The sequence below is a fragment of the Mesorhizobium sp. M1328 genome (assembly GCF_040318075.1).
Lineage (GTDB): Bacteria > Pseudomonadota > Alphaproteobacteria > Rhizobiales > Rhizobiaceae > Mesorhizobium.
Map to the genome: position 1 here is coordinate 63,576 of NZ_JAMYLO010000003.1, position 24,410 is coordinate 87,985.

A 24,410-nucleotide genomic window follows, 5' to 3' on the forward strand; every position below is an offset into this window, starting at 1 on the left:
CGGGCTGGGCTCATCGGGTTAATGCCATGGAATTGGGCTCATTGGGCTCAGGGGCCTACGGCCTTTTCCCGGTATCGGCAAGCAGGCGAGCGAGTTTCAGCGCCGCAATCAGGCTGTCGGCACGGGCGATGCCCTTGCCGGCGATGTCGAAGGCGGTGCCGTGGTCGGGCGAGGTGCGGACGAAGGGCAGGCCGAGCGTGACGTTGACCGCCTCGTCAAACGCCAGCGCCTTGGCCGGGATCAGCGCCTGGTCGTGATACATGCAGAGCGCCACGTCGTAGCCGGCGCGGGCGCGGGCGTGAAACAGCGTGTCGGCCGGCAATGGCCCGAAGGCGTCGATCCCTTCCTGCCTCAGCCGGTCGATCGCCGGGCGCACGATCCGCTCGTCTTCGGTGCCCATCGCGCCGCCTTCGCCGGCATGCGGGTTGAGGCCGGCAACGGCGAGCCGCGGCTTGGCAATTCCGAAGCGGTTTGCAAGGTCGGCGGCGGTGATGCGCCCGGTGGCGACGATCAGGTCGGTCGTCAGCGCCTTCGGCACCTCGGCCAGTGCGATGTGGATGGTGACCGGCACGGTGCGCAGGTCCGGGCCGGCAAGCAGCATCACCGGCGTCAATTCGGTGCCGGTGTGAAGCGATGCCAGATGCGCCAGGTATTCGGTGTGGCCGGGAAAGCGAAAGCCGACATCGTAGAGCGGCTTCTTGGCAATGGGGCAGGTGACGACCGCGGCAGCGCGGCCAGCCAGGCAGTCGGCAACGGCGCGGTCGATCGCCTCGATGATGCCGGCGGCGTTGGCTGGATCCGGGCGGCCGGGACTGTCGACGAAACGGGCAGCAAGCGCCACCACCGGCAGCGCGCGCGAAAACACCCCCGGCGCTAGCGCCGGCGTCGTCTCGGCAATCGCGATATCGGTGCCGAGCCTGTGCGCCCGCGCGGCAATCAGTGCCGGATCGGCAAGGAGATAAAAAGACGGAACGCCAGCGCTATCGCGGGCCTGCCAAGCAGCGATGGCGATGTCCGGCCCCACGCCGGACGGATCGCCGACGCTCAACGCCAGCGGAAGCTCTACGTCAGGCACGGCGCTTCGACTTCAGCGCTCGATTATGCGGGCTTTCTTCCGCAACTCCTCGACATATTTCTTCGAGAGTTCGTCGGCGTTCTTGTCGTTCGAACCTTCACTCTGGAACACCATCTGCGCGGCTTTGTCGTCTGACACTTCGCGCGACGAGCAGATGCCGATGAATTCGACACCGCGGTCGGTTTCGCGCGTCGTGGTGGCGCCGCCGACCTTTGTAGCCTTTATCTGCTCGGCCCAGTCCGCCGGCAATTGCGGCGCCAGCACCCGGCCGAGATCGCGAACCGTGACATCGATCAGGCCCTTGGCGAATTCGCGCGTGGTGTTGCAGCCGTTGAAGCGGGCGCGCATGGCGTCGGCTTCGCGTTTGCGCTTGGCCAGCGTCGCGCTTCGCTCGGCGGCCGGCACCACGAAGATGACCTGTTGCAGCATGTACTCTGTGGCGCTCGGTTTGCTGCCGCCTTTTTCGAGCATGCGCTTGACGAGGTCCTGCTCGCTCATGGCGCCGCCGCCGTCGCTAGAACGGTGACGCGCGGTCAGCGCCTGGTTCCAGGCCATCTGCGCCCGGATAAACTCCTTGAAATGCTCCTTGGTGACGCCGGATTGCGCCATGGCGCCGTCAAGCTGCTTGAGCGGCATCTTGTTGCTGGTGGCGAAACGCTGATAAGCGGCATCGACCTGCGCGTCGCTGATGCGGATGCCGAGCCGCCGGGCTTCGGCCAGACGCAGCGTCTGGTCGATCATTTCCTGGCCGGCATCGCCCTTTCTGTGCTGCAGGCGCAGGAAAGCGGCCCGATGCTGGATGTCGCCGGTGGTGATCGGTATATTGTTGACGACGTATTTGATCTCGGTGGCGAAAACTGGCCGCGTCACTGCGGTGATCGAGAACGCCACCAGCAGCGCGAACCCTGCCGAAAAGAGGTATTTCCTCATCGAAAGCATCCCAATTCCATCCCGATTCGGCCCAACCTATCCCAGTTCAAGCCGCTGAAATTCGTGCCTGCTCTATGCGGCGAAACAATGTCGTCCGCCAGCCGCCCCGTTGCCGACCGCTGCCCGTTATTGAATGGTGTCGATGGAGCGTTGCGACGAGCCGAAATCGCCGAGCGTGCGGAACGACAGGTTGAAGCCGACGTTCTGCGATACTTCCTTGGTGTTCAGGTCACGTCTTTCCGAAAACGTCATCAAATAGGTAAAGCACGAATCACTATAGGCAAAGCCGACCCCGTCCTTGACCAGAACGCTCTGCTCCAGATCGTACGTGCCGGTGCCAAAGACGCGCCAATTCTCGGCAAGATGTGTCGAGGCGCCGAGCGTAACTTCATGGCGATCGGTCGAGAACCCATAGAGCGGCTGCGCCTGGATGAAGGCGTATTTGGCGCTCAGCGATACCGGCAGGCCTGAAAAGGCGGCCTTTACCTCAGCGCGGCGGATTTCGAAGCTTTGCTCGTCGAAACGGCCACTGACCGAGCCGGAAAACCCGCTGGGGCTGTTGAAGCCGACAAGGCCGACATAGTCGGAGGTTGCAGTTTCAAGACCCGAATAGGCGCCGACATTGACCAGGTCCGGCGTGCCGAACGAGTTCTGGCCGCCGAGCTGGTAGGATTGGCCGAACACCGCATTAGTGCCCCAGCCATTGTCGTATGCGCCGGAATAGCGCAGCCCGACATTGGCGCGTGTGCCGCCTTCCATGCGGTCATAGCCCGAGAATTTGTCGCGCTCGAACAGCGTCGTGGCGTCGAAGACGAAGCTCTGGGCGTCCTCGTTGGGGACCGCCAGCCCGCCGACATATTGCTCGTTCGGACGCATGAATACTTGCGCCATCGGTTCGAAGACATGGCTGGAACTGGTCATCGAGAACAGTACCGGCCAGCGCATCTCAAGGCCGGCGGTCGCCATGTAGCGGGCAAGCGATGAACGCATATCGTCCTCGACGCCGAGATTGGTCGCCATCTGGTTGATGGCGTCGAGCGAGGCCGAGGAGGCGTTGACGTAGCCGGCGTCGCCGCGCAGCGCCAGGAGCGGTGTCAGCAGCAGCCCGCCATCGGTGGTGAAGGTGCGCTTCCATTCGGCTTCCGCGGTAAGGCGGCCGGATTGACCGTCGATGCCGCGGACGTTGTTGACGGACGAAGGGATGCCCGAATTTGCAAGAGCCGTATCGAGCCTGTCGCGGTCAATGACCCGCGCGTTGACGTCGAACGACAGCTGCCCGCCGGCCACCGGCATGTCGGGGATATAGGCGTAGTCGAGCGAGGGCAGCACCCAGGGCTGCTTGGCGGCGCGTGCGGTCGGATCGCTGGCGAGCGTGTCTTCCTGAACGTCGAAGTGCATGGCGCGCACATCGAAGTAATTGCGATCGTTGAGCCCCGTCAGGTACACCTCGGAGCGGTGCACGCTATCGTTGAAGCCATCGATGTCGTAGGTGCGCGCGAAATTCTTGTCGCTCTGCAGCAGGATGTCCCAGCCGAAGTCCCAGCGCGGGTTGATGGCGAACTGGCCCTGGGTGCCCATCATGCCGCGGAATCTGTTCGGGTCGCCTTCGGTACCCGAATTCACGTTGTGGCCATTGTCGTCGATGAAGGCGTCGGGATTCTCCTGCCGGATGCCCGCAATCTTCAGGCTGTACTGACCGTTGTTGAAGCGCTGCCTCCACTCGGCCTCACCGAGGAAACCTTGCTTGGTATAGCCGCTGCCGGTGACAGTGAGATCGTAGGTCGGCGAGAGCGCGAAATAATAGGGAACTTTAACACCGACGCCGAGATCGCTCTTGTAGGCGACGCCGGGGATCAGGAAGCCGCTCTTGCGCTTGACCGTTGGGTCGGCGATCTCGAAAGCCGGCAGATAGGCCAGCGGAAAGCCGAAGAACTCGAAATTCGAGTTCTCGAAGCGAACCGTCTTCTTCTCGCCGTTCCAGATGATCTTCCTGGCCTTGATACGCCAGGTCGGCGCTTTGTCGGGCTTGTCCTCGCACGGCTCGCAGGCGGTGTAGACGCCATTGTGGAACGTCGTCAGCACGCCGCCCATGCGCTCCGCGCTTTCGGCGGCGAAATACGCCTTGTCTATGGTCTCGACACGCAGCGCGTTGACGAAGCCGTCGGCAAAATCGTCGGTGATGTCGGCATGCTGCGAATAGATTTTGGTTCCGTCGCTATTGACGAGCTCGACATTGCCGCTGGCGACGAGGCGTTTGGTGTTGCGGTTGTATTCGACCCGCTGGGCGACCAGACGGTTGCCGCCATAGTCGATCTGGACGCCGCCGACGGCCGTCACGGTCTGCTTGTCGTTGTCGTAGACCAGCGTATCGGCTGCCAGCAGCATCTGCGTGCCGCTCGGAACCTTCGTTGCCAGGTCACTGATCTCCTGGGCAAAAGCCGGAGCAACCGGGGCGACGCTGGCAAGCAGGCATGCCAAGGCGCTCGCCGCAGAGAGGCGTGCCAAACCGGCGTGCCTATGGCTGCGCAAAACCGCCTCCCTCACTAGCCGTCTTCCTTGTATAGCAGGAATGTCACCCCGAAGAACATAGCCACGACAACCGGGACCCAAGCCGCTACGGCAGTGGGTACGAATCCCGCTACGCCGAATGCCTTGACCAGCACCGAAACGACATAAAGCAGAAAGCCGGCCGCGATGCCACCCAGAATCATCGTTGCCGACTGCCCCATCCTCGCAAATCGCATTGATACCGTTGCCGCAATCAGCGTCATCGCGACAAGCAGGAAAGGCAGCGCAATCAGGGAATTGAATTGCATGGCGAAGGCATTTGCCTTGAGGCCGAAGGAGCGGGCCACCTCGATCTTGCCGGGCAGATCGTAGAAGGGAATGGTCTCAGGGCGCGCCAACCGCTCTTGCACGAATTCCGGCTTGAGATTGGTCGGCAGCCGATCGCTGGATAACGACTGGATGGTGCCGTCCCGGAACACCTTCACGTCCTGCAATTCCCAGTAGCCGTCCCGCAAAAAGGCGCGCGCCGCATCCTTGCGCTCGATGATGTCGCCTTGCGGGCTGAAACTGAAGAAGACCGCGTCGGCCATCTCGAGGCCTTGGTTGAGAATGGCGCGCGCGCCGATGATGGTGTCGCCGGCGTTGGTTTTCTGCCTGATCCAGGGCGCGGCATCGGCCGAGACGCTGTTCGACTTGCCCGAACGGAGCTGGGTCTCGATCTCCTCGGACCAGGAATAGGCGTGCGCGGCTACCGGATTGATGACGCCGACCGACAAGGCTCCAAACAGCAGCGCCCCGATGCAGCATGGCAGCAGGAACTGCCATGCAGAGACGCCGGCGGAACGGGCGATGACCAATTCATATTTGCGGTTGAGCGACACCAACGTCGCCATCGCCGAGAACAAGCCGACGAACGGCACCGTCTGCAGCATGATCATCGGCATCCTGAGCCCCGAAATGGCGAACGCAGTTGCGTAGGTGAAGCCCGGCACGCCGGTCGTGCGGCCGGAAAGCTCGGTGAAATCGATCAGGAACACCAGCGCCAAGAGGCCGATGAAGAACCAGATGGTGATCGTCACATAGCGAAAGAAGAAGTACCGACCCAGAGTCCAGCCCATCAGCCGGCCCCCTGTCCGGATGCGCCACGCCTGGCAAAACGGAGCTTGATGGCGCTCCAGCCGTCACTGAAGCGGCCGGCAAGATTGGTTATCCAATCGGCCCAGGCAACCGGCAATTCCATGGTCCGGTTGGACACGATGAACCAGATGGCGATCGCCGATGCCACGATCGGGACGCCGTAGACCATATAGGCATATTGCGGCACCTTGTCGGCCTTGCCGGCGGCAAAGAACCCGAGCCAGCGCACGAACAGCGCAATCGCGATTGCCGTGATCAGCGGGTGCACACGCGCCTCGCGATGCGAGCGCGCATCTCCGGCGACCGCAAGCGCGATCAGCGCGAAGACGAGCGAATAGGACCACTCGGAAAAACGCTGGTTGAGCTCGGCCAGGTACCTGTTCGGCTTTTGCTGGTACAGCTTGTCGTTCGGACTGGGATTGAGCAGATACTGGGTCGTCCGGTCCTTCGGCAAAAGCAGGATGTCAGATGAGGCCGACATGAAAGCGGACAGGTCGAAGGCATAGGAGGTGAACCGGATCACCGAGAGGTCGCCGGTCATGGTTTTGCGATGGATGACGCCGTCATTCATCATCAGCACCTTCTCGTCGCCGCGTTCGATGATGCTGCCGGTCTTGGCGTAATAGACGAGATTGACGCCTTCTTCGCGCGAATCGGCGACGAAGATGCCGCCGAGGCGATTGTCGGGAAGCCGTTCGCCAACCTGCAGGAACAGGCCGTCATCGATCTTGCGGAAGGTGCCTTCCTGGATGATCAACGACAACAGATCGGCACGCGACGACGCAATCAACTCGCGGTTCTTCTGGCGTGCGTAAGGGTCGACGCCATTGTCGACGGCGAACGAAAAAACGCTGGCTGCGAGCGCCAGAAGCATGATCGGCCTGACGATGGTCCAGCGTGAAGCGCCGGCGGCATTGATGACGGCGAGCTCCGAATCCGAATTCATCACACTGAGTATCTGAGCGACCGCGACCACCAGGGCGAACGGCACGACGATCGGAACAATCGTCGGGATGATCAACGCTGCGACTTCGAAGAAGGTGAGGGCCGACTGACCGCTATCGGTGACGAGGTCGATGCGGGCGAGCACCTGAGTCGTCCAGACGATCGCCAGCGTCCAGACGAGCGCCAGCGCGAATACCGCGAAAGCACGGCGCATGATGTAACGTTCAACGACCTTCATGAAGGCTTTTCTCGGCGATTTCGAACGGCATCATGCCTTGGAACAAGGTAGTCGTCCGGCGCCGGCTGCACAACTGGCTCAGTTTGGCGGTTCGATCTGGGTTCTGTCCCGTATCGCAAATTCCGCTGGGCCGGAGTGTCGGCGGCAATGGATAAGAAAGGGCGAACATTGTTGGTTAACAACAGGTTGCGGCGGGAAGCGGGGCCGTGCCGCGACGAATCGTAGATGGTTCGATATCGCATATGGGAGCGATTTCGGCCAAAGTCTTGTCAAATGCGGCAAAACGACCAAATGTCGCGCCGGTCGCGACCGCCGCGGCGTGATAAGACGGGTCAGGATCTGTTGAGCCCCAGCATGGAAGCGGAAAAATTGCGCAGTCAAACCGGTCGGGAAACCGTCTTTGACGGCGCGATCGTGGTCGGCGCCGGCGCGGCCGGCCTTGCCGCCGCCCACGCCTTGGTGAAGGCCGGCGTACCGACGCTCGTCCTGGAAAAGGAGAGCCGGCTTGCCGAACCCTGGCATCGGCGGCACCAGCGGCTGCACCTCAATACACATCGCGATCTCTCGACGCTGCCCGGCGTCGGCTATCCCGCAGGCACCCCGGCTTTTCCGCACAAATCGGCCGTCATTCGCCATCTGAACGATTTCAGCCAGGCGCATGGTCTGCCGATCGCATTCGGCGCTGCCGTTGAAGAGATCACGTTCGATGGCGATCACTGGACCGTGCGGACGAACGCCGGACGTCGTCTGGCGCGCCATGTCGTCGTCGCCACCGGGCGCGACCGGCAGCCGTTTATTCCCGCGTGGAAAGGCATGAACGATTTTGCCGGCCGAATTATCCATTCGGCCGATTTTGGCAAGGCGAAGGACTATGCCGGCAAAAAGGTGCTGGTGGTCGGTGCCGGCAATTCGGGGTTCGACGCACTCAATCATCTTGCGAATGCAGACGCCCAAAGCATCTGGCTGTCGGCCCGCAACGGCCCGTCGCTGCTGCCGAAACGCATCGGCAAGATCGCCGTCCACAGGCTTTCGCCTGTCATGGCGCGTTTGCCGATGCGGATTGCCGATGCGGTGATGACGACAACCCAGCGCCTGGTTTTCGGCGACCTGACGAAATTTGGGCTTCCGCCGGCTCCCATAGGCGGTGCGAGCCGTCTGAGCGCCGACTACACCGCGATCGCAGCCGATGACGGCGCGGTTCGCGCCATCAAGGCAGGCACGATCGTGGTGGTGCCACCATTGCGGGAATTTACCCAAGACGGCATCATACTGAATGACGGCAGGTTGATCACGCCCGACATCGTCATTGCAGCGACCGGCTATCGCACCGGTCTGGAGCAGATGGTCGGCAAGCTCGGCGTTCTCGACGGCAAGGGCGTTCCGCTTTTCAACGGCGGCGATGCCGATCCGAAATTGCCCGGCCTGTGGTTTGCCGGCATGCGGCCGAGCATTCGCGGTTGTTTCGCCAATGCCCGCATTCAGGCCAGGGCGATAGCGGCGCGGATTGTCAAGCAGCGATGATGAGCAGGACTGTGCCGACTGTTCCGCCCGCAATAGACACGCCTTGTCGAAACGTGCTCGAACCGAAAGGTCAATGATCATGACGCCAGTCAGCATTCGCTACATGGTCGATGATGTCGCCGCCTCGATCGACTTCTACTGTGGACATTTTGGCTTCGCCGTCGAACAGGACGCGCGACCGGCTTTTGCTTCCGTCACGCGCGGCGCGTTACGGCTCCTTCTAAGCGGACCCGGCAGTTCGGGTGCACGGGCTATGCCGGATGGCCGGCAGCCGGTTCCGGGAGGCTGGAACCGCATCCTGTTGGTGGTGCCGGACCTGAAAGAAGAGGTTGCGCGCCTCAAGAGTGCTGGACTTGTCTTTCGCAACGATATCATAACGGGCGTCGGCGGTTCCCAGACCCTGCTCGAAGACCCATCGGGCAATGTCATCGAGCTGTTTCAACCCGCCGCTCACTGACGCAACAACACGGCACCTTCGGTCCGATCTGCCCAATCGAACGCCTCCCGCGATAATCCAACGCACTTCCCGAAAGCAGGACATCATGAATTCGAGACCCTCGATCGCCTTCGCCAAATTCGCCGCGCCCAAAAAGGGCAGCGTTTTCGTTCTGGCGGCCGACGAGGGCGGCCTCAGCGATGCCGCCAGGGCTTGCGATCCGGCAAAGACCCTCGAGCGGGCTTTTCCGGTCGCCGACTTCACCGGCAAATTCGCCAGCCTGGTCGAAGTGCTGGCACCGGAAGGGACATCGCTCGAGCGGCTGGTGGCGGTCGGTGCCGGCAGGGGCTCCAATCTCGATGATTACGGTTGGCTGAAGCTCGGCGGCACGATTGCCGCGTCTTTTCGCAAGGCAACCGAAGTGGCCGTCGTGCTCGATCTTCCCGGTGCGGCCGTCAGCGGCAGGCAAGCCGTTCAGCTTGCAGCGGGCATCCTGCTGCGCAGCTATTCCTTCGACAAGTACAAGACCAAAAAGAACAATGGTGACGACAAGCGCGAGCCAAAAAAGCCGATCAAGGTGACTATTCACACCGCCGATCCGGCAGCTGCAAAGAAGGCCTTCGCCGATGAAGCGGCGGTGATCGACGGCGTCTTGCTGGCACGCGATTTGGTCAATGAACCGGCCAATGTTTTGGGACCGGTGGAATTCGCCGCTCGCATCGCCGAACTGGAGGCGCTCGGCGTCACGGTCGAGATCCTGGCCGAGAAGGAGATGAAGAAGCTCGGCATGGGTTCGCTGCTGGGCGTAGCGCAGGGTTCGCCGCGTGGCGCCCGCATCGCGGTCATGCGGTGGGACGGCGGCAAGGCCAAGGAAAGCCCGGTCGCTTTCGTCGGCAAGGGCGTCACCTTCGACACCGGCGGCAATTCGATCAAGCCGGCCTCCGGCATGGAGGACATGAAGGGCGACATGGGCGGCGCTGCTGCCGTCACCGGGCTGATGCACGCGCTGGCCGCGCGCAAGGCGAAGGTCAATGTCGTCGGCATTGTCGGGCTGGTTGAAAATGCCGTCGACGGCCACGCTCAGCGACCGGGCGACATCGTCACCTCGATGTCTGGCCAGACCATCGAAGTGCTCAACACCGATGCCGAGGGCCGCCTCGTGCTGGCCGATGCGCTGTGGTACTGCAACGACCGCTTCCAGCCGAAATTCATGATCAATCTGGCGACGCTGACCGGGGCCATCATGGTCGCGCTCGGCCAGCATTATGCCGGCCTGTTCTCCAACAATGACGAGTTGGCGGACCGGCTGACGGCGGCCGGACAGGCGACGCAGGAGCGGGTGTGGCGCATGCCGCTCGGCGCCGAATACGACAAGCTGATCGATTCCAAGAATGCTGACATGAAGAACATCGGCGGCCGCCATGGCGGCGCCATCATCGCCGCGCAGTTCCTGCAGCGCTTCGTCAAGGACACGCCCTGGGCGCATCTCGACATTGCCGGCACCGCGATGGGCGCGCCCTCCAACGAGATCAACCAGTCATGGGCTTCCGGCTTCGGCGTCAGGCTGCTCGACCGGCTGCTACGCGATCATTACGAGCAATGAGCGGCTGGGGCGGACTCCGACAATGTAGACTGAACGCATGGCCGAGATTCTGTTTTATCACCTGACCGAATCGACGCTGGAGGATGCGCTGCCCGGCCTCCTGGAGCGCAGTATCGATCGTGGCTGGCGCGCCGTGGTGCAGACCGGCACCGAGGAACGGCGCGACGCGCTGGACCAGCATCTGTGGACTTTCCGGGACGATTCGTTCCTGGCCCACGCAACGGACCGCGAAGCCCATCCCGCCGAGCAGCCGGTGCTTCTGACCGTCGGCCCCGACAATCCGAACCAGGCGCAGATACGCTTCCTGGTCGATGGGGCGGTGCCGCCGGAGCTTGGCGGCTACCAGCGCGCCGTGTTCCTGTTCGACGGCCACGATGCGGCTCAGGTCGAGGCGGCACGCACGTACTGGAAGACAATGAAGGAGGCCGGCCACACCGTGACCTACTGGCAGCAAACGCCCGACCGGCGCTGGGAACGCAAAGCTTAGAGCATTTGCAGCCAAGTGAAATCACTGGCGCCGCAAGAATGCGAAAAACAAAAAGATGGACCGCCGGCTATCCAGAAGATCTGAGCAAGCCCGATGCCGCACGATGAACGAACACCAGGCATGCCGATAGATGCCGCACTTGTTCGCCGGCTGATTGTCGCGCAGTTCCCCAAATGGGCGGACCTGCCGGTAGAGCCGGTCGAGCCTGGCGGCTGGGACAACCGCACGTTCCGGCTGGGCGACAGCATGTCGGTGCGGCTGCCGAGCGCTGCCGCCTATGTTGCCCAGGTCGAGAAGGAGCATCGCTGGCTGCCCCGCCTGGCGCCTCACCTGCCTCTGCCGATACCCGTGCCGCTGGCCAAAGGCGCGCCCGGGGAAGGCTATCCATGGCCTTGGTCCGTCTATCGCTGGCTTGGCGGCAGACCGGCGGCTGGTGAACTGATTGCCGATCTCACTGAGTTCGCCCGTTCGCTGGCCGGCTTTCTGGTCGCGCTCTACCGGATCGACGCCGTCGGTGGGCCACTGGCAGGGCAGCATAATTTCCACCGCGGTGGCCGGCTTTCGGTCTACGACGCCGAGACCCGAGGTGCGCTTTCGGCGCTCGGCGGCCGCATCGACAAGGCCGCCGCCGAGGCGGTGTGGGCGACTGCGCTTGCCTCTGGATGGCAAGCGCCGCCGGTCTGGGTCCATGGCGACGTCGCCTCGGGCAATCTGCTCGTCGAAGATGGCAAGCTCTGTGCGGTCGTCGATTTCGGCAGTTCGGCTATCGGCGATCCTGCCTGTGACCTGGTGATCGCGTGGACGGAATTTTACGGCGAGAGCCGTCAGGCGTTCCGCGACGGCATTGCCCTTGACGAGCACAGCTGGGCGCGCGCAAGGGGCTGGGCGTTGTGGAAGGCGCTGATCGTCGCTTCGGGACATGACAGCAACCAGCGCGAGGCGGAAAAATCGTGGCGACTTATCAATGAGGTGCTGGCGGATCATACAAACCGTTAGAGCGGGATGGCTAATTCAGTTTGAACGCATCCCGCTCTAATAACGAAAGCATTACTGCCCGCCCATCTCCCTCCTGAACGTATCGAAATCGACCTGCATGCCGTTGAAGATGGTGCTTCAATGGCGGGTCAGCGCTGAAACGGCGACCGCCTCCTGGATCTCCTCGTCGGTGGCGCCGGCGCGCTTGGCGTCCTGCGTGTCCGACCAGATACAGTTGTTGCACGGGATTTGCGCCGCCACCGCCAGCGAGATCAGCGACTTGACCTTCGGCGGCAGCGCCGTCTTGTCGCTGAGCTGGATGGCCTTGACCTCGGCCCATGCACCGGGCAGACCGGCTTTCGGGAACTGCTTTACGAAACCGGGCACCCCGCCCATGGTCGACTGGATGTCCTTGACGGTTGCGTCATACTCATCGGCATAAGAAGGGGCTGCAGCCAGGGTCAGCCCGTAGGCGGCGGCGAGCAGGCAGGCACGGCGGACGGAAGAATGCTTTGATGAACGAGTACGACAGACAGACATGATGTTCTCCTCTGGTTTTTGTTGGCCTTACGATGTAAGGTAATGTTGAAAATGAACCTTACAGCGTAAGTTGTTAAGCGGCATCATGGACACATCGATCAAAAAAAAGCGACCCCGCGGCCGGCTGTCTCGCGAGATGATCGAGGATGCCGCTTTGAAGGTGATCGAGAGCGAGGGCCTCGCCGGTTTTTCGATGCGCAAGCTGGCGACTGCACTCGGCTGCGAGGCAATGAGCATCTATCACCACTTTCCTTCGGCGGCGCATCTCTTCGCAGCCTTGGTGGATCGGCTGATCGGCTCCCTCGAAATGCCCGACGCGGACCTACCTTGGCGACAAAGGTTGCCCATCGCCGTGCAGGATTTCCGCCGCGTCGCGCGTGAGCACCCGGCTTTCGCCAGCTTCTTCGTCACCTACCGGATGAACTCGCCGACCTGCCTTGCGTGGCTGAACGGCATCCTCGGCCTGTTCGAGGCCGGCGGCTTCGGACCGGAACTTGGTGCGCGGCTGTTCCGCACCACCGGCTATTATCTGATGGGTGCCATCCTCGACGAGACTGCCGGCTATGCGAAGGGGCCTTCGGCCGTGACCACCGTCAGCGATGAGCAACTGGCGCAGGATTTTCCAAAAGTAGCTGCGGCCGGGCGTTATTTCGGCACCGCCGAATTCGACCGGACGTTTGATCTCGGCCTTGACATGCTCCTGGACGAAATGGAGCGCGCCCGCGACGGCACCAGCGCGCCGAACACCGGGTCTTGACCTCATGCGCTCTCTGTTCGCCCTGATCCTGCTCATCGGCACCAGCATCGGCGTCGTCTACCCCTGGGCGATGACCAACTTCTCCTGCCATGAGATCGGCACCTGGCGGGTTTACGACCAGGGCCGGTTCAAGCCGGTGACGGTGCCCCTGAGCGCACGCGACGGGCCGGTGCGCGTGCTGGTCGACCTTACGGCAAGAGCCGAGCGCATCGTGTCGCAGCAGCGCACCGTGTTAACCCTCACTGCCGCCACCGGCGGCAGGACGGTGCTCGCCTCGACGCTGCAGTTCAACCATTCCGACAATCCGCGCCAGGTCAGTCCACAGCTGCCGGACAGGATCTTTCGCGACGACGCCGGCCTGATCCCGAGCGTTGCCGCCGGGCCCTACATCTTCACCGTCGGTCCGGGCGACGCCGAGGGCATTCCGATGCGGGCCGTCGACATCATGCTGCGCTCGGCTGCCGGCGAGGTCGACCGCCGGGCGCGCCCGGTCGGTTTTTCCCTGATGGCGGCCGGCCTGGTCGGGCTGGTGCTGGCATTTCGTTTCGGCGGCCGCCGGCCGGAAAATCCGAACTCGCAGCCGCCACCGCCGCGCTGGGGCAGGGGCTCCAATTGAACTATCGCCACGCCTACCATGCCGGAAACTTCGCCGACGTCGTCAAGCATGTCGTGCTCAGCCGGCTGATCGAATATCTGAAGCAGAAGGACAAGGCGTTTCGCGTCATCGACACCCATGCCGGGATCGGCCGTTACGATCTGTCCTCGACCGAAGCGCAAAAGACCGGCGAATGGCAAGGCGGCATCGGCCGGCTGGTCGATGCGGCCCTGGATGCCCCGGCGGCAACACTGCTGGCGCCGTATCTTGAAGCCGTCCGTTCGCTCAATCCGGACGGCGGCGTGAAAAAATGCCCGGGTTCGCCGCTGATCGCCCGGCACCTGCTGCGCAAGCAGGACCGGCTGTCGGCGGTCGAACTGCACCCTAAGGATGTTGCCAGGCTAAAGGCGCTGTTCGACGGTGACTTCCAGACCCGGGTGATCGAACTCGACGGCTGGCTGGCGCTCGGCGCGCATCTGCCGCCAAAGGAGAAGCGCGGCCTCGTGCTCATCGATCCGCCTTTCGAGGAAGAGGGCGAGTTCGGTCGCTTGGTCGACGGGCTGCAAAGAGCCCATCGGCGCTGGCCAGGAGGGATTTACGCGCTGTGGTATCCGCTCAAGGACCGCAAGGTGGTCGCCGCCTTTCGAAAGGCGCTGAAGCAGACGGGCATTCCGAAGCTGCTCGACATCGGTTTTGAGATCAGACCGGCCTCCGTCGAGCCGAGCCTCTACGGCAGCGGCATGGTGGTGGTCAATCCGCCCTTCACGCTGGAAGGCGAGTTACGGACACTGCTGCCGGCGCTGCACCGGCTGCTTGCACTCGAGCAGCCGTCGCATTGGACGCTGGATTGGCTCGCGGGAGAGTAGTTTGAGATGCAGTCCTTGCCGTTCCGTCAGCGCAACCGCGTCACTACAACCATCGTCACTACAACCGCTTGACCGCGCGTCAGCGAATCCGCACAGTGCGCGCAGTCGACCTTGAGAGGCTGCCATGACTCGCTTCGCCCAATCCGCCCTTGCCGCACTGCTCGCCTTTTGCACGCCGCTGGCCGCACCTCTTGGCGTCACCCAGGCAGTCCAGGCGGCCGACCTTGCAATCTATACCGACGAGGATAGCGGCGTCTGCGGCGACGCCTGGGTCCTGAACAAGATCACCGACCGCTTCTCCTATCAGGTGCATCACGTGCCGCATCTGCCCGACGTGCAGATCGTCGACTTCCAGCGTATCCACCAGCATCGCTATCTGCCGGCCGACGACACCTGGCCGATCGGCCGCCGTTATTGCGGCGCCACCGTTAGCCTCTCCGACGGCCGCGCCCGCACCATCTGGTACCTGATCGAAGAAGGCCAGGGCTTTGCCTCGATCGGCGACAATGTCGAATTCTGCGTCTCGGGCTTCGACCGCTGGATGGTGTATAACGGCCGCTGCCGCGTCCTGCGCTGATCGCGCACTCGCTGATTCCGACTTTTTAGCACCGGTCACCTGATCGACCGTCACCGCTTCCACGCGGCGCAGCATTCGCGGGAAGCGCGATCTGCTGTCACGAGTTTGCAGGGAAGCAGCACTACATGGATTCGCTTGTCTACGTTGTTGCTCTCGGGGCGGTCGTTGCTGGCTTCGTCCAGGGGCTGTCCGGGTTCGCTTTCAGCCTGGTTGCCATGTCGTTTTGGGTTTGGACCGTGGAGCCCCAGCTTGCTGCCGCCATGGCGGTCTTTGGGGCGCTCACCGGTCAGATCATCGCTGCCGTCACCGTCCGCCGGGGTTTCGACCTCAAGCTTCTGCTGCCCTTCCTGATCGGCGGGACCATAGGGATTCCGGTCGGTGTGGCCATCCTGCCCTTGCTGGATGTGCAGTTGTTCAAGCTGGTCTTCGGCGCGCTGCTGGTCGTTTGGTGTCCCTTGATGCTCTTTGCGCGTCGCCTCCCTCCCATCACGGTCGGGGGTCCTGTTGCAGACGGTGCAATAGGTCTGGTCGGCGGCATCATGGGTGGACTTGGCGGCTTCACCGGCCCGGTTCCAACGCTGTGGTGCGTGCTGCGCCAATGGGAAAAGGACAGGCAGCGCATTGTCATCCAGAATTTCAATCTTGTGACCCTCTCCATGACGATGGCCGCGTATCTTGCGGCCGGAAAGATCAAGCTCGAAATGCTGCCGATGTTTGCCATCGTCGCGCCGGCGATGTTGATACCGACACTCCTTGGCGCGAGTCTCTACATCGGCATTAGCGAGGCGACTTTTCGAAAGATCGTCCTTACGCTCTTGGCCGCATCAGGTGCAGCATTGTTGGCATCGTCCTTGCCGCATCTCATGAGCCGGTTTTGAATCCGACATACAGAAATCCCCGACTTCCGCCGTAGGTCGTTTGCCAATGCCGCGGCGTTGCAATTGAGATGTCGGCAACACGACATGGTCGTGAAAAGGCGCGCCATCGGCTTGGTGTCGCCTATAACGGCACGTGCACAGTCGTGGCCTGCGCTATCGACCGATGCGGCCCGCTCCCGATAGGTAGGCGCTGATCAGTTCAACGAGTTGCTTTTGCAGCTCCGGCGCGGCGAGCATGTTCCGGCGTGCCGCGTTATGAATCACACCTTCGATCGCCGACGACAGCACGCGCGCCACGGTCTCCATGTCGGCGCCTTTCCTTGGCTTGCGATAAGTGGCGACAGCAGTCGCATAGTGATTGAGGTATTGTGCCTGGAACGAAGCATGGGCGGCCCTGGAGCCGCGATCGCCCGGCGCCTCGTCGAGCAGCACCTGGTGTAGTGTCGGGTGAATGCTGTGCGCCGCGATCATGCCGCGCACCAGCTCCTGCGCGAATTTCCTGAGCGGCTTTTGGTCTTCCGCCGAATCGCGAATGACCGACAGCACATGATCGAAGTGACGGCGCCGGACGGCTTCGAGCAGGGAAAGCTTGTCGGGAAAATACTGGTAGAGCGTGCCGATGCTCACACCTGCCGCCTCGGCCACCTTGTTGGTGGTGAAGCCGGCCCAGCCCAGCCCGCTCAGAACATGAGCCGCCGCCTCGATGATCGCCTCGACGGTTGCCCTGGAACGCGCCTGGCGCGGCTGCTTGCGCATGCGCGGATGCGGTTTTGCAATGCGAGTAGACACGCCCGCTCATTCCCCTGAAAATATAGACAACATACTCGCATTTCCGAAAAAGGACAGGACCATGAGTGCGCTCGCTCTGCTTCGCAGCCTGTTTGCCTATCAGGCCTGGGCCAATGACGAACTGTTGGAAAAGCTCGCGAGTCTCGACCCGCACGTTCACGGTAAGGAACGGCAGGCCGTGATACGGCTCGTCGATCACAGCCATGTGGTGTCGCGGATATTCTCGGCGCACCTGATTGCCGCAAGCCATGGCTACTCCGCCGACACCACCGAGGACACGCCGGCGTTCGACGAACTTCGCGCCGCGGTCGCGGCGACCGATCGCTGGTATTTCGATTATCTCGAAACCGTTTCGTCGCGGCAGTTGTCGGAGCCCGTCGCATTCGTGTTCACCGACGGGGATAAGGCATTGATGTCGCGACAGGAAATGCTGACCCACGTCGTACTGCACGGCGGCTATCATCGCGGTGAAGCGGGGCGCATCCTGGCGCAGATTTCCGTCATGCCGCCATGGGATACCTTCGCCGTCCACCTCCACAGGGCCGAGCCTTCGCGCCGGCTGCAGATGCAGCGCGAGCCGCTCGGCGCCTGAACAGCCGAGCGCATTCGAGGTCGGCTCGACCGGATCTATCGAGCGATATCCTGTCTTTCAGAAATGCGAGCTATCTGCTTACTTTCATCGTGTCGTGCAAGATAGTGCAGCGGCGTGCTCGTCGCGTTGCTTCCTACTTACCTGTAGTTTATCGTTTCGGACAAGACGAGGCGGGCGACCGCCTTCGCTCTTGACAATGTTCGCGCCGAGCGTCGGACGTTGAAGCGCTAAGCTGGTCGAAAAGGTCCTGAGCTTGACGAGAAGACCGGTCGAGATAGAGCGACCAGAATTTCTGTCGCAGAACTTCGCTGCGGGACACAAAGATTCGCAGCCGATTTTTGCGCCGGTAAAATGGTCGCGCGCTCGCCGTAACGGAAACTTAAGCTGCAAAAATCATTCTAATGCTTCGCTGGCTAGCAAGCCGCGAGTCAGATATGCAATGCGCGCCGGGTCAATAACGGCCGTCGGCACAACGGAAGGGGCATGATATGGCTAAGCAGTCATCCAAAGCGCCGGCATCCAAGGCACCGGCAAAGTCACCGGCAAAGAAAGCACCAGCAAAAGCAGCCGCGGCAAAGACCGCAACTGCTGTGAAGAAAGCAGCACCCGCTGCCAAAGCGAAAGCCGCTGCGCCTAAGGCAAAAGCAGCGCCAGCCAAAAAGCCGGTCGCCAAGGCCGCGGCAAAACCGGCCGTGAAGAAAGCAGCACCTGCCAAGGCAAAAGCAGCACCGGCCAAGGCTGCACCGGCTAAGAAGGCGGCACCGGCCAAGAAGCCGGCTGCAAAGGCCGCGGCGAAGCCCGCTGCGAAGAAGGCAGCACCGGCAAAGGCCGCCGCTGCGAAATCTTCTGCAGCAGTGAAGAAGGCAGCGCCCGCGGCCAAGCCAAAGGCAGCGCCCGCAAAGGCGAAGGCCAAGAAGTAGCCGCCGCCCTGCTACCGCCGGGGACAGTACTCAAGACGGCCAGGGCGGGATGCCGAACAGGCGCCTCGCTTGCTGGTTGACGATCGGGCAGGACGAGAAAGAGGCGGGAGGAAGACGTCTTTTCGCAGCTCCCAGGACTTCGCCATGCGGCGAAGTCCGGTGGGATTTTCGTGGCTGCCAAAGACCAACCTTCGGTGCAATGGCCGAGTTGGTAGCTGATCGGATTTGGATCGTCCGACCTGCTCGCGTCTGCCGCCGCACCTCCGGCTCATCACATCCGAAGTCGAGACTATGGTTGCACGCTGGCGGCGCGGTTTTCCGCCTCTGGCCGTTGATGAACACTGCATGATCAGTCAACAGTGCCCACGCACGAGCCCCTGTCGGAATCGATTTTCGGTACGGGTCATGGCGAAGTCACAATGCTACCGCGTCCTTTTGCGCGTCCAACAGGGCATATGGAGCTGTAGCCGGCAAACAGGAATCGACAATGCCCAGACTGCTCTACGCGTCTACTTCTCCCTACAGTTCCAAGGTGCGCATGGCAGCACTTCATGCCGGCATTGCGGTCGATCTCGTGCCGATAAAGACCGAGGAAAGGCCGGCCGAACTGATCGGCGCCAATCCGCTCGGCAAGATCCCGGTGCTGGTGCTCGATGACGGACGCTCGGTCCACGACAGCCGCGCCATCACCCAGCATCTCAACCGGATGTCGAAGAACGCATTGATTCCGCGCAATCCCGACAAGCGCCTTGAGGCGGAGGTGCTGGAGGCATTGGCCGACGGTATCTGCGACTGCGCGCTGTCGATGGTCTATGAGCGGCGCACGCGGCCGGAAGAGATGGTCTACCAGCCGTGGCTTGACCGCCAGTGGACGAAGATTTCGGCCGCGCTCGATCTGCTCAACGCCAACCCGCCGAAGCTGCCGAAGAAAATCACCGTCGGTCAGATCGCGCTGCGCGCCTGCCTCGGTTATCTCTCGCTGCGCTTCGCCGGAAAATGGGAAAAGGGCCGCGGCCGGCTGACGCGCTGGGCGGCACGCTTCGACGAGAAATTCCCGGAGCTGAAGCCCGGCATCCCGGCTTGAGGGCGGGGGTCTCAGCCGGTGCCCACAAAAAAAGCCGGGCGCGAGGCCCGGCTTTTTCGTGTCGTGGCTTGGACGACTTAGAACTTCATACCGACGCCGAAAGTGACGCGATTGTCGGTCGACTTGACCTTGCCGATACCGTCGAAGTCCTTCCTGCCGAAGTCCGTGTAACGATACTCGACACGGCCGAACACATTGTCGGTGATCTTGATGTCGGTACCCACGCCGGCTGTCCAGCCAAACTGGGTGTTGGTGTCGCTGACGCCGGCCGCTTCAATCTTCTGGTTCTTCAGCGCGCCACCGGCGGTGCCGTAGAGCAGGATATCCGGGGTGACAGCGTAGCCGAGGCGGGCACGCAACGAGCCCTCGAAGCCACCCTTGGCCTCGATGCCGGCATCGTCGCCCTTGACGCCGTTGTAGCCGATATCGGCTTCAGCACCGTAGACGAAGTTCTCCTGCTGCCAGTTATAGCCGCCGAAGACGCCGCCGACAAAACCCTTCGTGTCGACGTCGACACCAATGTCTTTGGCTTTGGCATGGCCGGCGAAGCCGTAGCCGACGCTCACACCGGCATAGGGACCGGCCCAGGATGCGACCGGAAGTTCTGCAATCGGGGCAGGTGCCGGCGGCTCTTCCTGAACCACGTCCGCGGCATAGGCAGTTCCGCCGAGGGCGAACAGCCCAAACGCCACCGCGAGCGGTCGCGCAAATTTAAGATTGGCTTGCATTGTTCTTTACTCCTTAAGCCACAGGACACAGGCTTGTTTTTTAATGAGCGCCCTCAACCCGTCCGGGGGGTGAAACGGATCCGGCGTTCAACGGTTCCAAATGTCGTGTCGAAATGCGGCTGAAGCGAACCTGAACTTGGGTCATTCCCTGGCACGAATGAGGCAGAACCTTGACGTTGCATCTTCGCAACAGCGAATGTCAGCAGGTTCGCCGTGCTGCACTGCACACGGCTTGGTGTAAGGGCTCCAGCGCCCTATATTGCGGACGGGCTGGCCCGAATTCCGGTCGAGCCAGAACGCCCACCGGCCACTTTGCCACAATCCTGCCCCAGGTGGAAATGGGATTTAACGCTTGGCGGGCCATATTTCGCCGGCACGATCCCGGCAGGTATGAATCGGCATCGGATTGAGGATTGACAGATGAGCAAGGTCGCCGCGACGGCACTGGTGACGGGCGGCGCGAAGCGGATCGGCAGGGCGATCGTCGAGGACCTTGCCGCGCATGGTTTTGCCGTCGCCATCCACTGCAATCGCTCGCTGGCCGAGGCGGAGGCACTGGCGGCCGAAATCAACAGTGGTCATTTTGGTCGACATGGCCGGGCCGCTGTGATTGCTGCCGACCTGACCGACATGGACGCCGTCGGCAACCTTGTCGGCCGCGCGGCGGCGGCGCTCGGGCCGGTCTCGCTGCTGGTCAACAACGCCTCGCTGTTCGAGCACGACAGCGTTGAGGATTTCGACTGGCCGGCCTGGGATCGCCATTTCGCCGTGCATGTCAAGGCGCCGGCGCTGTTGGCGCAGACTTTCGCCCGGGCCTTGCCGCAGAACAGTGAGGGGCTGATCGTCAACATGATCGATCAGCGCGTCTGGCGGCCGACGCCGCGTTATTTCTCCTATGCGCTGTCGAAGTCGACCTTGTGGGCAGCGACCGAGATGATGGCGCAGGCGCTGGGTCCCCGCATCCGCGTCAACGCCATTGGTCCTGGCCCGACCTTGAAGAACACGCGCCAGCACGACAGCGATTTCGATGCCCAGATTGCCGGCCTGATCCTGAAGCGCGGCCCGGAATTGCCGGAATTCGGTGCCACTATCCGCTATCTCTGGGCGGCACGCTCGGTTACCGGCCAGATGATCGCGCTTGACGGCGGCCAGCATCTTGCATGGCAGACGCCCGATGTGACAGGCATGACCGAATGAGCCCGATGGACCAGAAACACAAAACGCGCGGCGGCGCCGACGACCTGCCGCCCGAAATCGACCTCGAGGACGAGGCGGCCGAGGAGGTCGTCGAGCCTGCAGCCAGCGGTCCGGACGTCACCTTCACCGCCATCGACTGGACCCCGCATGCCGGCGACGCCGACGGCATGGTCGGCGCCGAGGTGATTCAGACGCTGGTCAAGCGGCTGCCCAATGCGCCCGGCGTCTACCGCATGATGAATGCCGCCGGCGACGTGCTCTATGTCGGCAAGGCACGCAGCCTGAAGAAGCGGGTCACCAACTACGCGCAAGGCCGGTTCCACACCAGCCGCATCGGCCGCATGGTGCGCGAGACGTCGACGATGGAGTTCGTTGTCACCCGCACCGAGATCGAAGCGCTGCTGCTTGAAGCCAACCTCATCAAGCGCTTGCGGCCACGCTTCAACGTGCTGATGCGCGACGACAAGTCGTTCCCCTATATCCTGTTGACCGGCGACCATGTCTCGCCCGGCATCTACAAGCATCGCGGCGCGCGCTCGCGCAAGGGCGACTACTTCGGCCCCTTTGCTTCAGCCGGCGCCGTCGGCCGCACCATCAACTCGCTGCAGCGCGCCTTCCTGCTCAGGAGCTGCACCAACTCCTTCTACGAGAACCGCACCCGGCCTTGCCTTCTGTTCCAGATCAAGCGCTGTGCCGGCCCGTGCACCGGCGAAATCTCGCATGTCGACTATGCCAGGCTCGTCGCCGAGGCGAAGGATTTTCTCTCCGGCCGCAGCCAGAAGGTGAAGACGGAGATCTCCGCCGCCATGCAGCAGGCTTCGGAGAACCTCGATTTCGAACGGGCCGCCATCTATCGCGACCGGCTGGCGGCGCTGTCGCATGTGCAGAGCCATCAAGGCATCAATCCGCAGACCGTCGACGAGGCCGATGTCTTCGCCATCCATCAGGAGGGCGGCCAGGTCTGCATCCAGGTGTTCTTCTTCCGCACCGGCCAGAACTGGGGCAACCGCGCCTATTTTCCCAAGGCCGATCCGGCGCTCGAAGCTGGCGAGGTGCTGGGTTCGTTCCTGGCGCAGTTCTACGACGACAAGCCGACGCCACGCACCATCCTGTTGTCGTATGGCATCGAGGACCAGGAATTGCTGGCGGAGGCCCTCTCCACCCGCGCCGGCCGCAAGGTGTCGATCTCCGTGCCGCAGCGCGGCGAGAAGAAGGACCTGACCGACAACGCGCTGCAGAACGCGCGCGAAGCGCTCGGCCGGCGGCTCGCCGAGACCTCGACCCAGGCGCGGCTGCTCAATGGCTTTGCCGAGACCTTCGGCCTGGAAAAGCCGCCGGTGCGCATCGAGGTCTATGACAACTCGCACATCATGGGCACCAACGCCGTCGGCGCCATGGTCGTCGCCGGGCCGGAAGGTTTTGTGAAGAACCAGTATCGAAAGTTCAACATCCGCTCGACCGAGATCACGCCGGGCGACGATTTCGGCATGATGCGCGAGGTGATGCAGCGGCGCTTCTCGCGGCTGTTGAAGGAACATGGCGATGCCCCGCAAACCGAGGGCGCGGACGAGGCGAGCCCTACCGGACCGGGCGACGATATCGAGGACGCCGGCGGCTTCCCGGCCTGGCCCGACGTCATCCTCATCGACGGCGGCCAAGGGCAGATGACGGCGGTGCGGAAGATTCTCGCCGATCTCGGCATCGAGGACCGCGTCGTGGCCATCGGCATCGCCAAGGGTCAGGACCGTGACGCCGGCCGCGAACGCTTCTTCGCCAAGGGCAGGGACTCATTCTCGCTGCCCGTACGCGATCCGGTGCTCTATTTCGTCCAGCGGCTGCGCGACGAGGTCCATCGCTTCGCCATCGGTTCGCACCGCGCCCGCCGAAAAAAGGAGATGGTCAAGAGCCCGCTCGACGAGATCAGCGGCATCGGCCCCGGCCGCAAGCGCGCGCTGCTGATGCATTTCGGTACGGCCAAGGCGGTCAGCCGCGCCGCCGTCGAGGACCTGGTCAAGGTCGACGGCATTTCGGAGCAGGTGGCGAAATTGGTCTACAATCATTTTCACGAGAGCTAAGACCTATTGCCGATATTTCGGCCGGCTAATCGATTCTGGCCTGTTGACCCCCCACATTCGCTTCTGATTTGACTAAGCAGGCAGAAAGAGTTCCCAAAACATGTCCCAGCGCGCGTTCAACCTGCCCAACATGCTCACTTACGCCCGCATCCTGGCGGTGCCGCTGGTCGTGCTGTGCTTTTTCCTGGAGGGGCATTTGAAATCGAGCGACTTCGCTCGCTGGTCGTCGCTCATCATTTTCCTGCTCGCCTCGATCACCGATTACTTCGACGGCTATCTGGCGCGCGCCTGGCAGCAGACCTCCAACATCGGCAAGATGCTCGACCCGATCGCCGACAAGCTGCTGGTCGCCACTTGCCTGCTGCTGCTCGCCGCCGACACCGACCGCCATGCCGGCATCGCCGGCTGGTCGCTGTGGGCGGCGATCATCATCCTGTGCCGCGAGATCCTGGTCTCGGGCCTGCGCGAATATCTGGCGGCCCTGAAGGTCTCGGTGCCGGTGACGCAACTGGCAAAGTGGAAGACCACCATCCAGATGATCGCCATCGCCTTCCTGCTGGCGGGACCTGCCGGCGACAAGATCTTCCCGCTGACCACCCAGACCGGGCTGGTGCTGCTGTGGATCGCCGCCTTGGTCACGCTCTACACCGGCTACGACTATTTCCGCGCCGGCCTCAAGCACATCATGGATGAATAAAATGTCGACGAAGCTCATCTATTTCGCCTGGGTGCGCGAGCGGATCGGCAGACCGGAGGAAGAGGTCGAACTGCCGGCCGGCATCGAAACGGTCGCCGACCTGTTGCGCTGGCTGAAATCACGCGGCGAGGAATACGAGAACGCGCTGCAATATCCTGACGTGATCCGCGTCGCCATCAACCAGGAACATGTCGAGCACCGCGAGAAGATCGCCGGCGCGCGCGAGATCGCGCTGTTCCCGCCGATGACCGGTGGCTGAA

Annotated in this window: 25 protein-coding genes; 16 read left to right on the plus strand and 9 right to left on the minus strand. The window is 62.6% G+C overall.

What is annotated here, in order from left to right:
- Positions 1–55: 55 nt before the first annotated feature.
- The 5 genes from pdxA to lptF all read right to left on the minus strand — a co-directional run bounded on the left by pdxA (position 56) and on the right by lptF (position 6,833).
- Positions 56–1,075: a 4-hydroxythreonine-4-phosphate dehydrogenase PdxA gene (gene pdxA, locus NKH23_RS08765; RefSeq protein ID WP_352911472.1), complete on the minus strand. Its 1,020-nt coding sequence runs from the start codon at positions 1,073–1,075 to the stop codon at positions 56–58.
- 12 nt (positions 1,076–1,087) lie between these two features.
- Positions 1,088–2,014 carry a peptidylprolyl isomerase gene (locus NKH23_RS08770; RefSeq protein ID WP_352911469.1) on the minus strand — a complete coding sequence of 309 codons (927 nt, stop codon included), beginning with the start codon at positions 2,012–2,014 and terminating at the stop codon, positions 1,088–1,090.
- Positions 2,015–2,131: 117 nt separating this feature from the next.
- On the minus strand, positions 2,132–4,549 hold the full coding sequence (locus tag NKH23_RS08775; RefSeq protein WP_353034568.1) for an LPS-assembly protein LptD: 2,418 nt from the start codon (positions 4,547–4,549) through the stop codon (positions 2,132–2,134).
- Complete coding sequence (gene lptG / locus NKH23_RS08780) at positions 4,549–5,634, minus strand: LPS export ABC transporter permease LptG (protein ID WP_352911633.1); 1,086 nt, start codon at positions 5,632–5,634, stop codon at positions 4,549–4,551. Before lptG ends, NKH23_RS08775 begins: the two co-directional genes overlap by 1 nt.
- On the minus strand, positions 5,631–6,833 hold the full coding sequence (gene lptF / locus NKH23_RS08785) for an LPS export ABC transporter permease LptF (protein WP_292664502.1): 1,203 nt from the start codon (positions 6,831–6,833) through the stop codon (positions 5,631–5,633). The genes lptG and lptF overlap by 4 nt, the downstream gene beginning before the upstream one ends.
- A 354-nt stretch (positions 6,834–7,187) precedes the next feature.
- Here lptF and NKH23_RS08790 point away from each other — a divergent pair, with 354 nt between their 5' ends.
- From NKH23_RS08790 to NKH23_RS08810, 5 genes are all read left to right on the plus strand, one after another.
- Positions 7,188–8,354, plus strand: a complete 1,167-nt coding sequence (locus NKH23_RS08790; RefSeq protein ID WP_352911464.1) for a flavin-containing monooxygenase — start codon at positions 7,188–7,190, stop codon at positions 8,352–8,354.
- A gap of 73 nt (positions 8,355–8,427) precedes the next feature.
- Positions 8,428–8,811, plus strand: coding sequence for a VOC family protein (locus NKH23_RS08795; protein WP_292664497.1), 384 nt, complete (start codon positions 8,428–8,430; stop codon positions 8,809–8,811).
- Positions 8,812–8,896: 85 nt separating this feature from the next.
- Positions 8,897–10,393 carry a leucyl aminopeptidase gene (locus tag NKH23_RS08800; protein ID WP_352911461.1) on the plus strand — a complete coding sequence of 499 codons (1,497 nt, stop codon included), beginning with the start codon at positions 8,897–8,899 and terminating at the stop codon, positions 10,391–10,393.
- A gap of 37 nt (positions 10,394–10,430) precedes the next feature.
- Positions 10,431–10,880, plus strand: coding sequence for a DNA polymerase III subunit chi (locus NKH23_RS08805; RefSeq protein ID WP_352911459.1), 450 nt, complete (start codon positions 10,431–10,433; stop codon positions 10,878–10,880).
- A 120-nt stretch (positions 10,881–11,000) separates the two neighbouring features.
- On the plus strand, positions 11,001–11,876 hold the full coding sequence (locus tag NKH23_RS08810; protein ID WP_353024958.1) for an aminoglycoside phosphotransferase family protein: 876 nt from the start codon (positions 11,001–11,003) through the stop codon (positions 11,874–11,876).
- Positions 11,877–11,993: 117 nt separating this feature from the next.
- Here the strand turns inward: NKH23_RS08810 and NKH23_RS08815 are convergent, their stop codons facing one another.
- Positions 11,994–12,395: a carboxymuconolactone decarboxylase family protein gene (locus tag NKH23_RS08815; protein ID WP_352911453.1), complete on the minus strand. Its 402-nt coding sequence runs from the start codon at positions 12,393–12,395 to the stop codon at positions 11,994–11,996.
- Between the two features lie 85 nt (positions 12,396–12,480).
- Here NKH23_RS08815 and NKH23_RS08820 point away from each other — a divergent pair, with 85 nt between their 5' ends.
- The 5 genes from NKH23_RS08820 (at position 12,481) to NKH23_RS08840 (ending at position 16,068) form a co-directional block, all read left to right on the plus strand.
- On the plus strand, positions 12,481–13,152 hold the full coding sequence (locus NKH23_RS08820; RefSeq protein WP_352911451.1) for a TetR/AcrR family transcriptional regulator: 672 nt from the start codon (positions 12,481–12,483) through the stop codon (positions 13,150–13,152).
- A gap of 4 nt (positions 13,153–13,156) precedes the next feature.
- Positions 13,157–13,768 carry a hypothetical protein gene (locus NKH23_RS08825; RefSeq protein ID WP_353024961.1) on the plus strand — a complete coding sequence of 204 codons (612 nt, stop codon included), beginning with the start codon at positions 13,157–13,159 and terminating at the stop codon, positions 13,766–13,768.
- Entirely contained in the window at positions 13,765–14,613 is an 849-nt protein-coding gene (locus NKH23_RS08830; RefSeq protein WP_353034570.1) for a 23S rRNA (adenine(2030)-N(6))-methyltransferase RlmJ, read from the plus strand. The genes NKH23_RS08825 and NKH23_RS08830 overlap by 4 nt, the downstream gene beginning before the upstream one ends.
- Before the next feature lie 124 nt (positions 14,614–14,737).
- Entirely contained in the window at positions 14,738–15,190 is a 453-nt protein-coding gene (locus NKH23_RS08835; RefSeq protein ID WP_352911446.1) for a hypothetical protein, read from the plus strand.
- Positions 15,191–15,315: 125 nt separating this feature from the next.
- A complete protein-coding gene (locus NKH23_RS08840; RefSeq protein ID WP_352911445.1) occupies positions 15,316–16,068 on the plus strand; it encodes a sulfite exporter TauE/SafE family protein in 753 nt (250 codons plus the stop codon).
- 153 nt (positions 16,069–16,221) lie between these two features.
- On the opposite strand, the gene NKH23_RS08845 is transcribed toward NKH23_RS08840, so the two are convergent.
- Positions 16,222–16,857, minus strand: coding sequence for a TetR/AcrR family transcriptional regulator (locus NKH23_RS08845; RefSeq protein WP_352911443.1), 636 nt, complete (start codon positions 16,855–16,857; stop codon positions 16,222–16,224).
- 61 nt (positions 16,858–16,918) lie between these two features.
- Here NKH23_RS08845 and NKH23_RS08850 point away from each other — a divergent pair, with 61 nt between their 5' ends.
- Positions 16,919–17,449 carry a DinB family protein gene (locus NKH23_RS08850; RefSeq protein WP_352911441.1) on the plus strand — a complete coding sequence of 177 codons (531 nt, stop codon included), beginning with the start codon at positions 16,919–16,921 and terminating at the stop codon, positions 17,447–17,449.
- A gap of 451 nt (positions 17,450–17,900) precedes the next feature.
- Here the strand turns inward: NKH23_RS08850 and NKH23_RS08855 are convergent, their stop codons facing one another.
- On the minus strand, positions 17,901–18,362 hold the full coding sequence (locus NKH23_RS08855) for a hypothetical protein (RefSeq protein ID WP_292662348.1): 462 nt from the start codon (positions 18,360–18,362) through the stop codon (positions 17,901–17,903).
- Positions 18,363–18,856: 494 nt separating this feature from the next.
- Here NKH23_RS08855 and NKH23_RS08860 point away from each other — a divergent pair, with 494 nt between their 5' ends.
- Complete coding sequence (locus NKH23_RS08860) at positions 18,857–19,453, plus strand: glutathione S-transferase family protein (protein ID WP_352911438.1); 597 nt, start codon at positions 18,857–18,859, stop codon at positions 19,451–19,453.
- Positions 19,454–19,530: 77 nt separating this feature from the next.
- On the opposite strand, the gene NKH23_RS08865 is transcribed toward NKH23_RS08860, so the two are convergent.
- A complete protein-coding gene (locus NKH23_RS08865; protein ID WP_292662341.1) occupies positions 19,531–20,181 on the minus strand; it encodes an outer membrane protein in 651 nt (216 codons plus the stop codon).
- A 420-nt stretch (positions 20,182–20,601) separates the two neighbouring features.
- Between NKH23_RS08865 and NKH23_RS08870 the strand changes: the two genes are divergently transcribed.
- From NKH23_RS08870 to moaD, 4 genes are all read left to right on the plus strand, one after another.
- The gene (locus NKH23_RS08870) at positions 20,602–21,378 is read left to right on the plus strand and encodes an SDR family oxidoreductase (protein ID WP_352717574.1); all 777 of its coding nucleotides are present in this window, start codon (positions 20,602–20,604) and stop codon (positions 21,376–21,378) included.
- Positions 21,375–23,453, plus strand: a complete 2,079-nt coding sequence (uvrC, locus tag NKH23_RS08875) for an excinuclease ABC subunit UvrC (protein WP_352911436.1) — start codon at positions 21,375–21,377, stop codon at positions 23,451–23,453. The genes NKH23_RS08870 and uvrC overlap by 4 nt, the downstream gene beginning before the upstream one ends.
- Positions 23,454–23,553: 100 nt before the next feature.
- A complete protein-coding gene (gene pgsA / locus NKH23_RS08880; protein WP_353034572.1) occupies positions 23,554–24,150 on the plus strand; it encodes a CDP-diacylglycerol--glycerol-3-phosphate 3-phosphatidyltransferase in 597 nt (198 codons plus the stop codon).
- A gap of 1 nt (position 24,151) precedes the next feature.
- Positions 24,152–24,409: a molybdopterin converting factor subunit 1 gene (gene moaD / locus NKH23_RS08885; RefSeq protein ID WP_023677674.1), complete on the plus strand. Its 258-nt coding sequence runs from the start codon at positions 24,152–24,154 to the stop codon at positions 24,407–24,409.
- The last annotated feature ends 1 nt before the right edge of the window (position 24,410 follow it).

Bases quoted from the DNA above. Each gene is read 5' to 3' on its own strand.
- NKH23_RS08770 (WP_352911469.1), bottom strand. From the start codon at position 2,014: ATGCTTTCGATGAGGAAATACCTCTTTTCGGCAGGGTTCGCGCTGCTG.
- lptF (WP_292664502.1), bottom strand. From the start codon at position 6,833: ATGAAGGTCGTTGAACGTTACATCATGCGCCGTGCTTTCGCGGTATTC.
- NKH23_RS08790 (WP_352911464.1), top strand. From the start codon at position 7,188: ATGGAAGCGGAAAAATTGCGCAGTCAAACCGGTCGGGAAACCGTCTTT.
- NKH23_RS08795 (WP_292664497.1), top strand. From the start codon at position 8,428: ATGATCATGACGCCAGTCAGCATTCGCTACATGGTCGATGATGTCGCC.
- NKH23_RS08800 (WP_352911461.1), top strand. From the start codon at position 8,897: ATGAATTCGAGACCCTCGATCGCCTTCGCCAAATTCGCCGCGCCCAAA.
- NKH23_RS08805 (WP_352911459.1), top strand. From the start codon at position 10,431: ATGGCCGAGATTCTGTTTTATCACCTGACCGAATCGACGCTGGAGGAT.
- NKH23_RS08810 (WP_353024958.1), top strand. From the start codon at position 11,001: ATGCCGATAGATGCCGCACTTGTTCGCCGGCTGATTGTCGCGCAGTTC.
- NKH23_RS08815 (WP_352911453.1), bottom strand. From the start codon at position 12,395: ATGTCTGTCTGTCGTACTCGTTCATCAAAGCATTCTTCCGTCCGCCGT.
- NKH23_RS08820 (WP_352911451.1), top strand. From the start codon at position 12,481: ATGGACACATCGATCAAAAAAAAGCGACCCCGCGGCCGGCTGTCTCGC.
- NKH23_RS08825 (WP_353024961.1), top strand. From the start codon at position 13,157: ATGCGCTCTCTGTTCGCCCTGATCCTGCTCATCGGCACCAGCATCGGC.
- NKH23_RS08835 (WP_352911446.1), top strand. From the start codon at position 14,738: ATGACTCGCTTCGCCCAATCCGCCCTTGCCGCACTGCTCGCCTTTTGC.
- NKH23_RS08840 (WP_352911445.1), top strand. From the start codon at position 15,316: ATGGATTCGCTTGTCTACGTTGTTGCTCTCGGGGCGGTCGTTGCTGGC.
- NKH23_RS08850 (WP_352911441.1), top strand. From the start codon at position 16,919: ATGAGTGCGCTCGCTCTGCTTCGCAGCCTGTTTGCCTATCAGGCCTGG.
- NKH23_RS08860 (WP_352911438.1), top strand. From the start codon at position 18,857: ATGCCCAGACTGCTCTACGCGTCTACTTCTCCCTACAGTTCCAAGGTG.
- NKH23_RS08865 (WP_292662341.1), bottom strand. From the start codon at position 20,181: ATGCAAGCCAATCTTAAATTTGCGCGACCGCTCGCGGTGGCGTTTGGG.
- NKH23_RS08870 (WP_352717574.1), top strand. From the start codon at position 20,602: ATGAGCAAGGTCGCCGCGACGGCACTGGTGACGGGCGGCGCGAAGCGG.
- uvrC (WP_352911436.1), top strand. From the start codon at position 21,375: ATGAGCCCGATGGACCAGAAACACAAAACGCGCGGCGGCGCCGACGAC.
- pgsA (WP_353034572.1), top strand. From the start codon at position 23,554: ATGTCCCAGCGCGCGTTCAACCTGCCCAACATGCTCACTTACGCCCGC.
- moaD (WP_023677674.1), top strand. From the start codon at position 24,152: ATGTCGACGAAGCTCATCTATTTCGCCTGGGTGCGCGAGCGGATCGGC.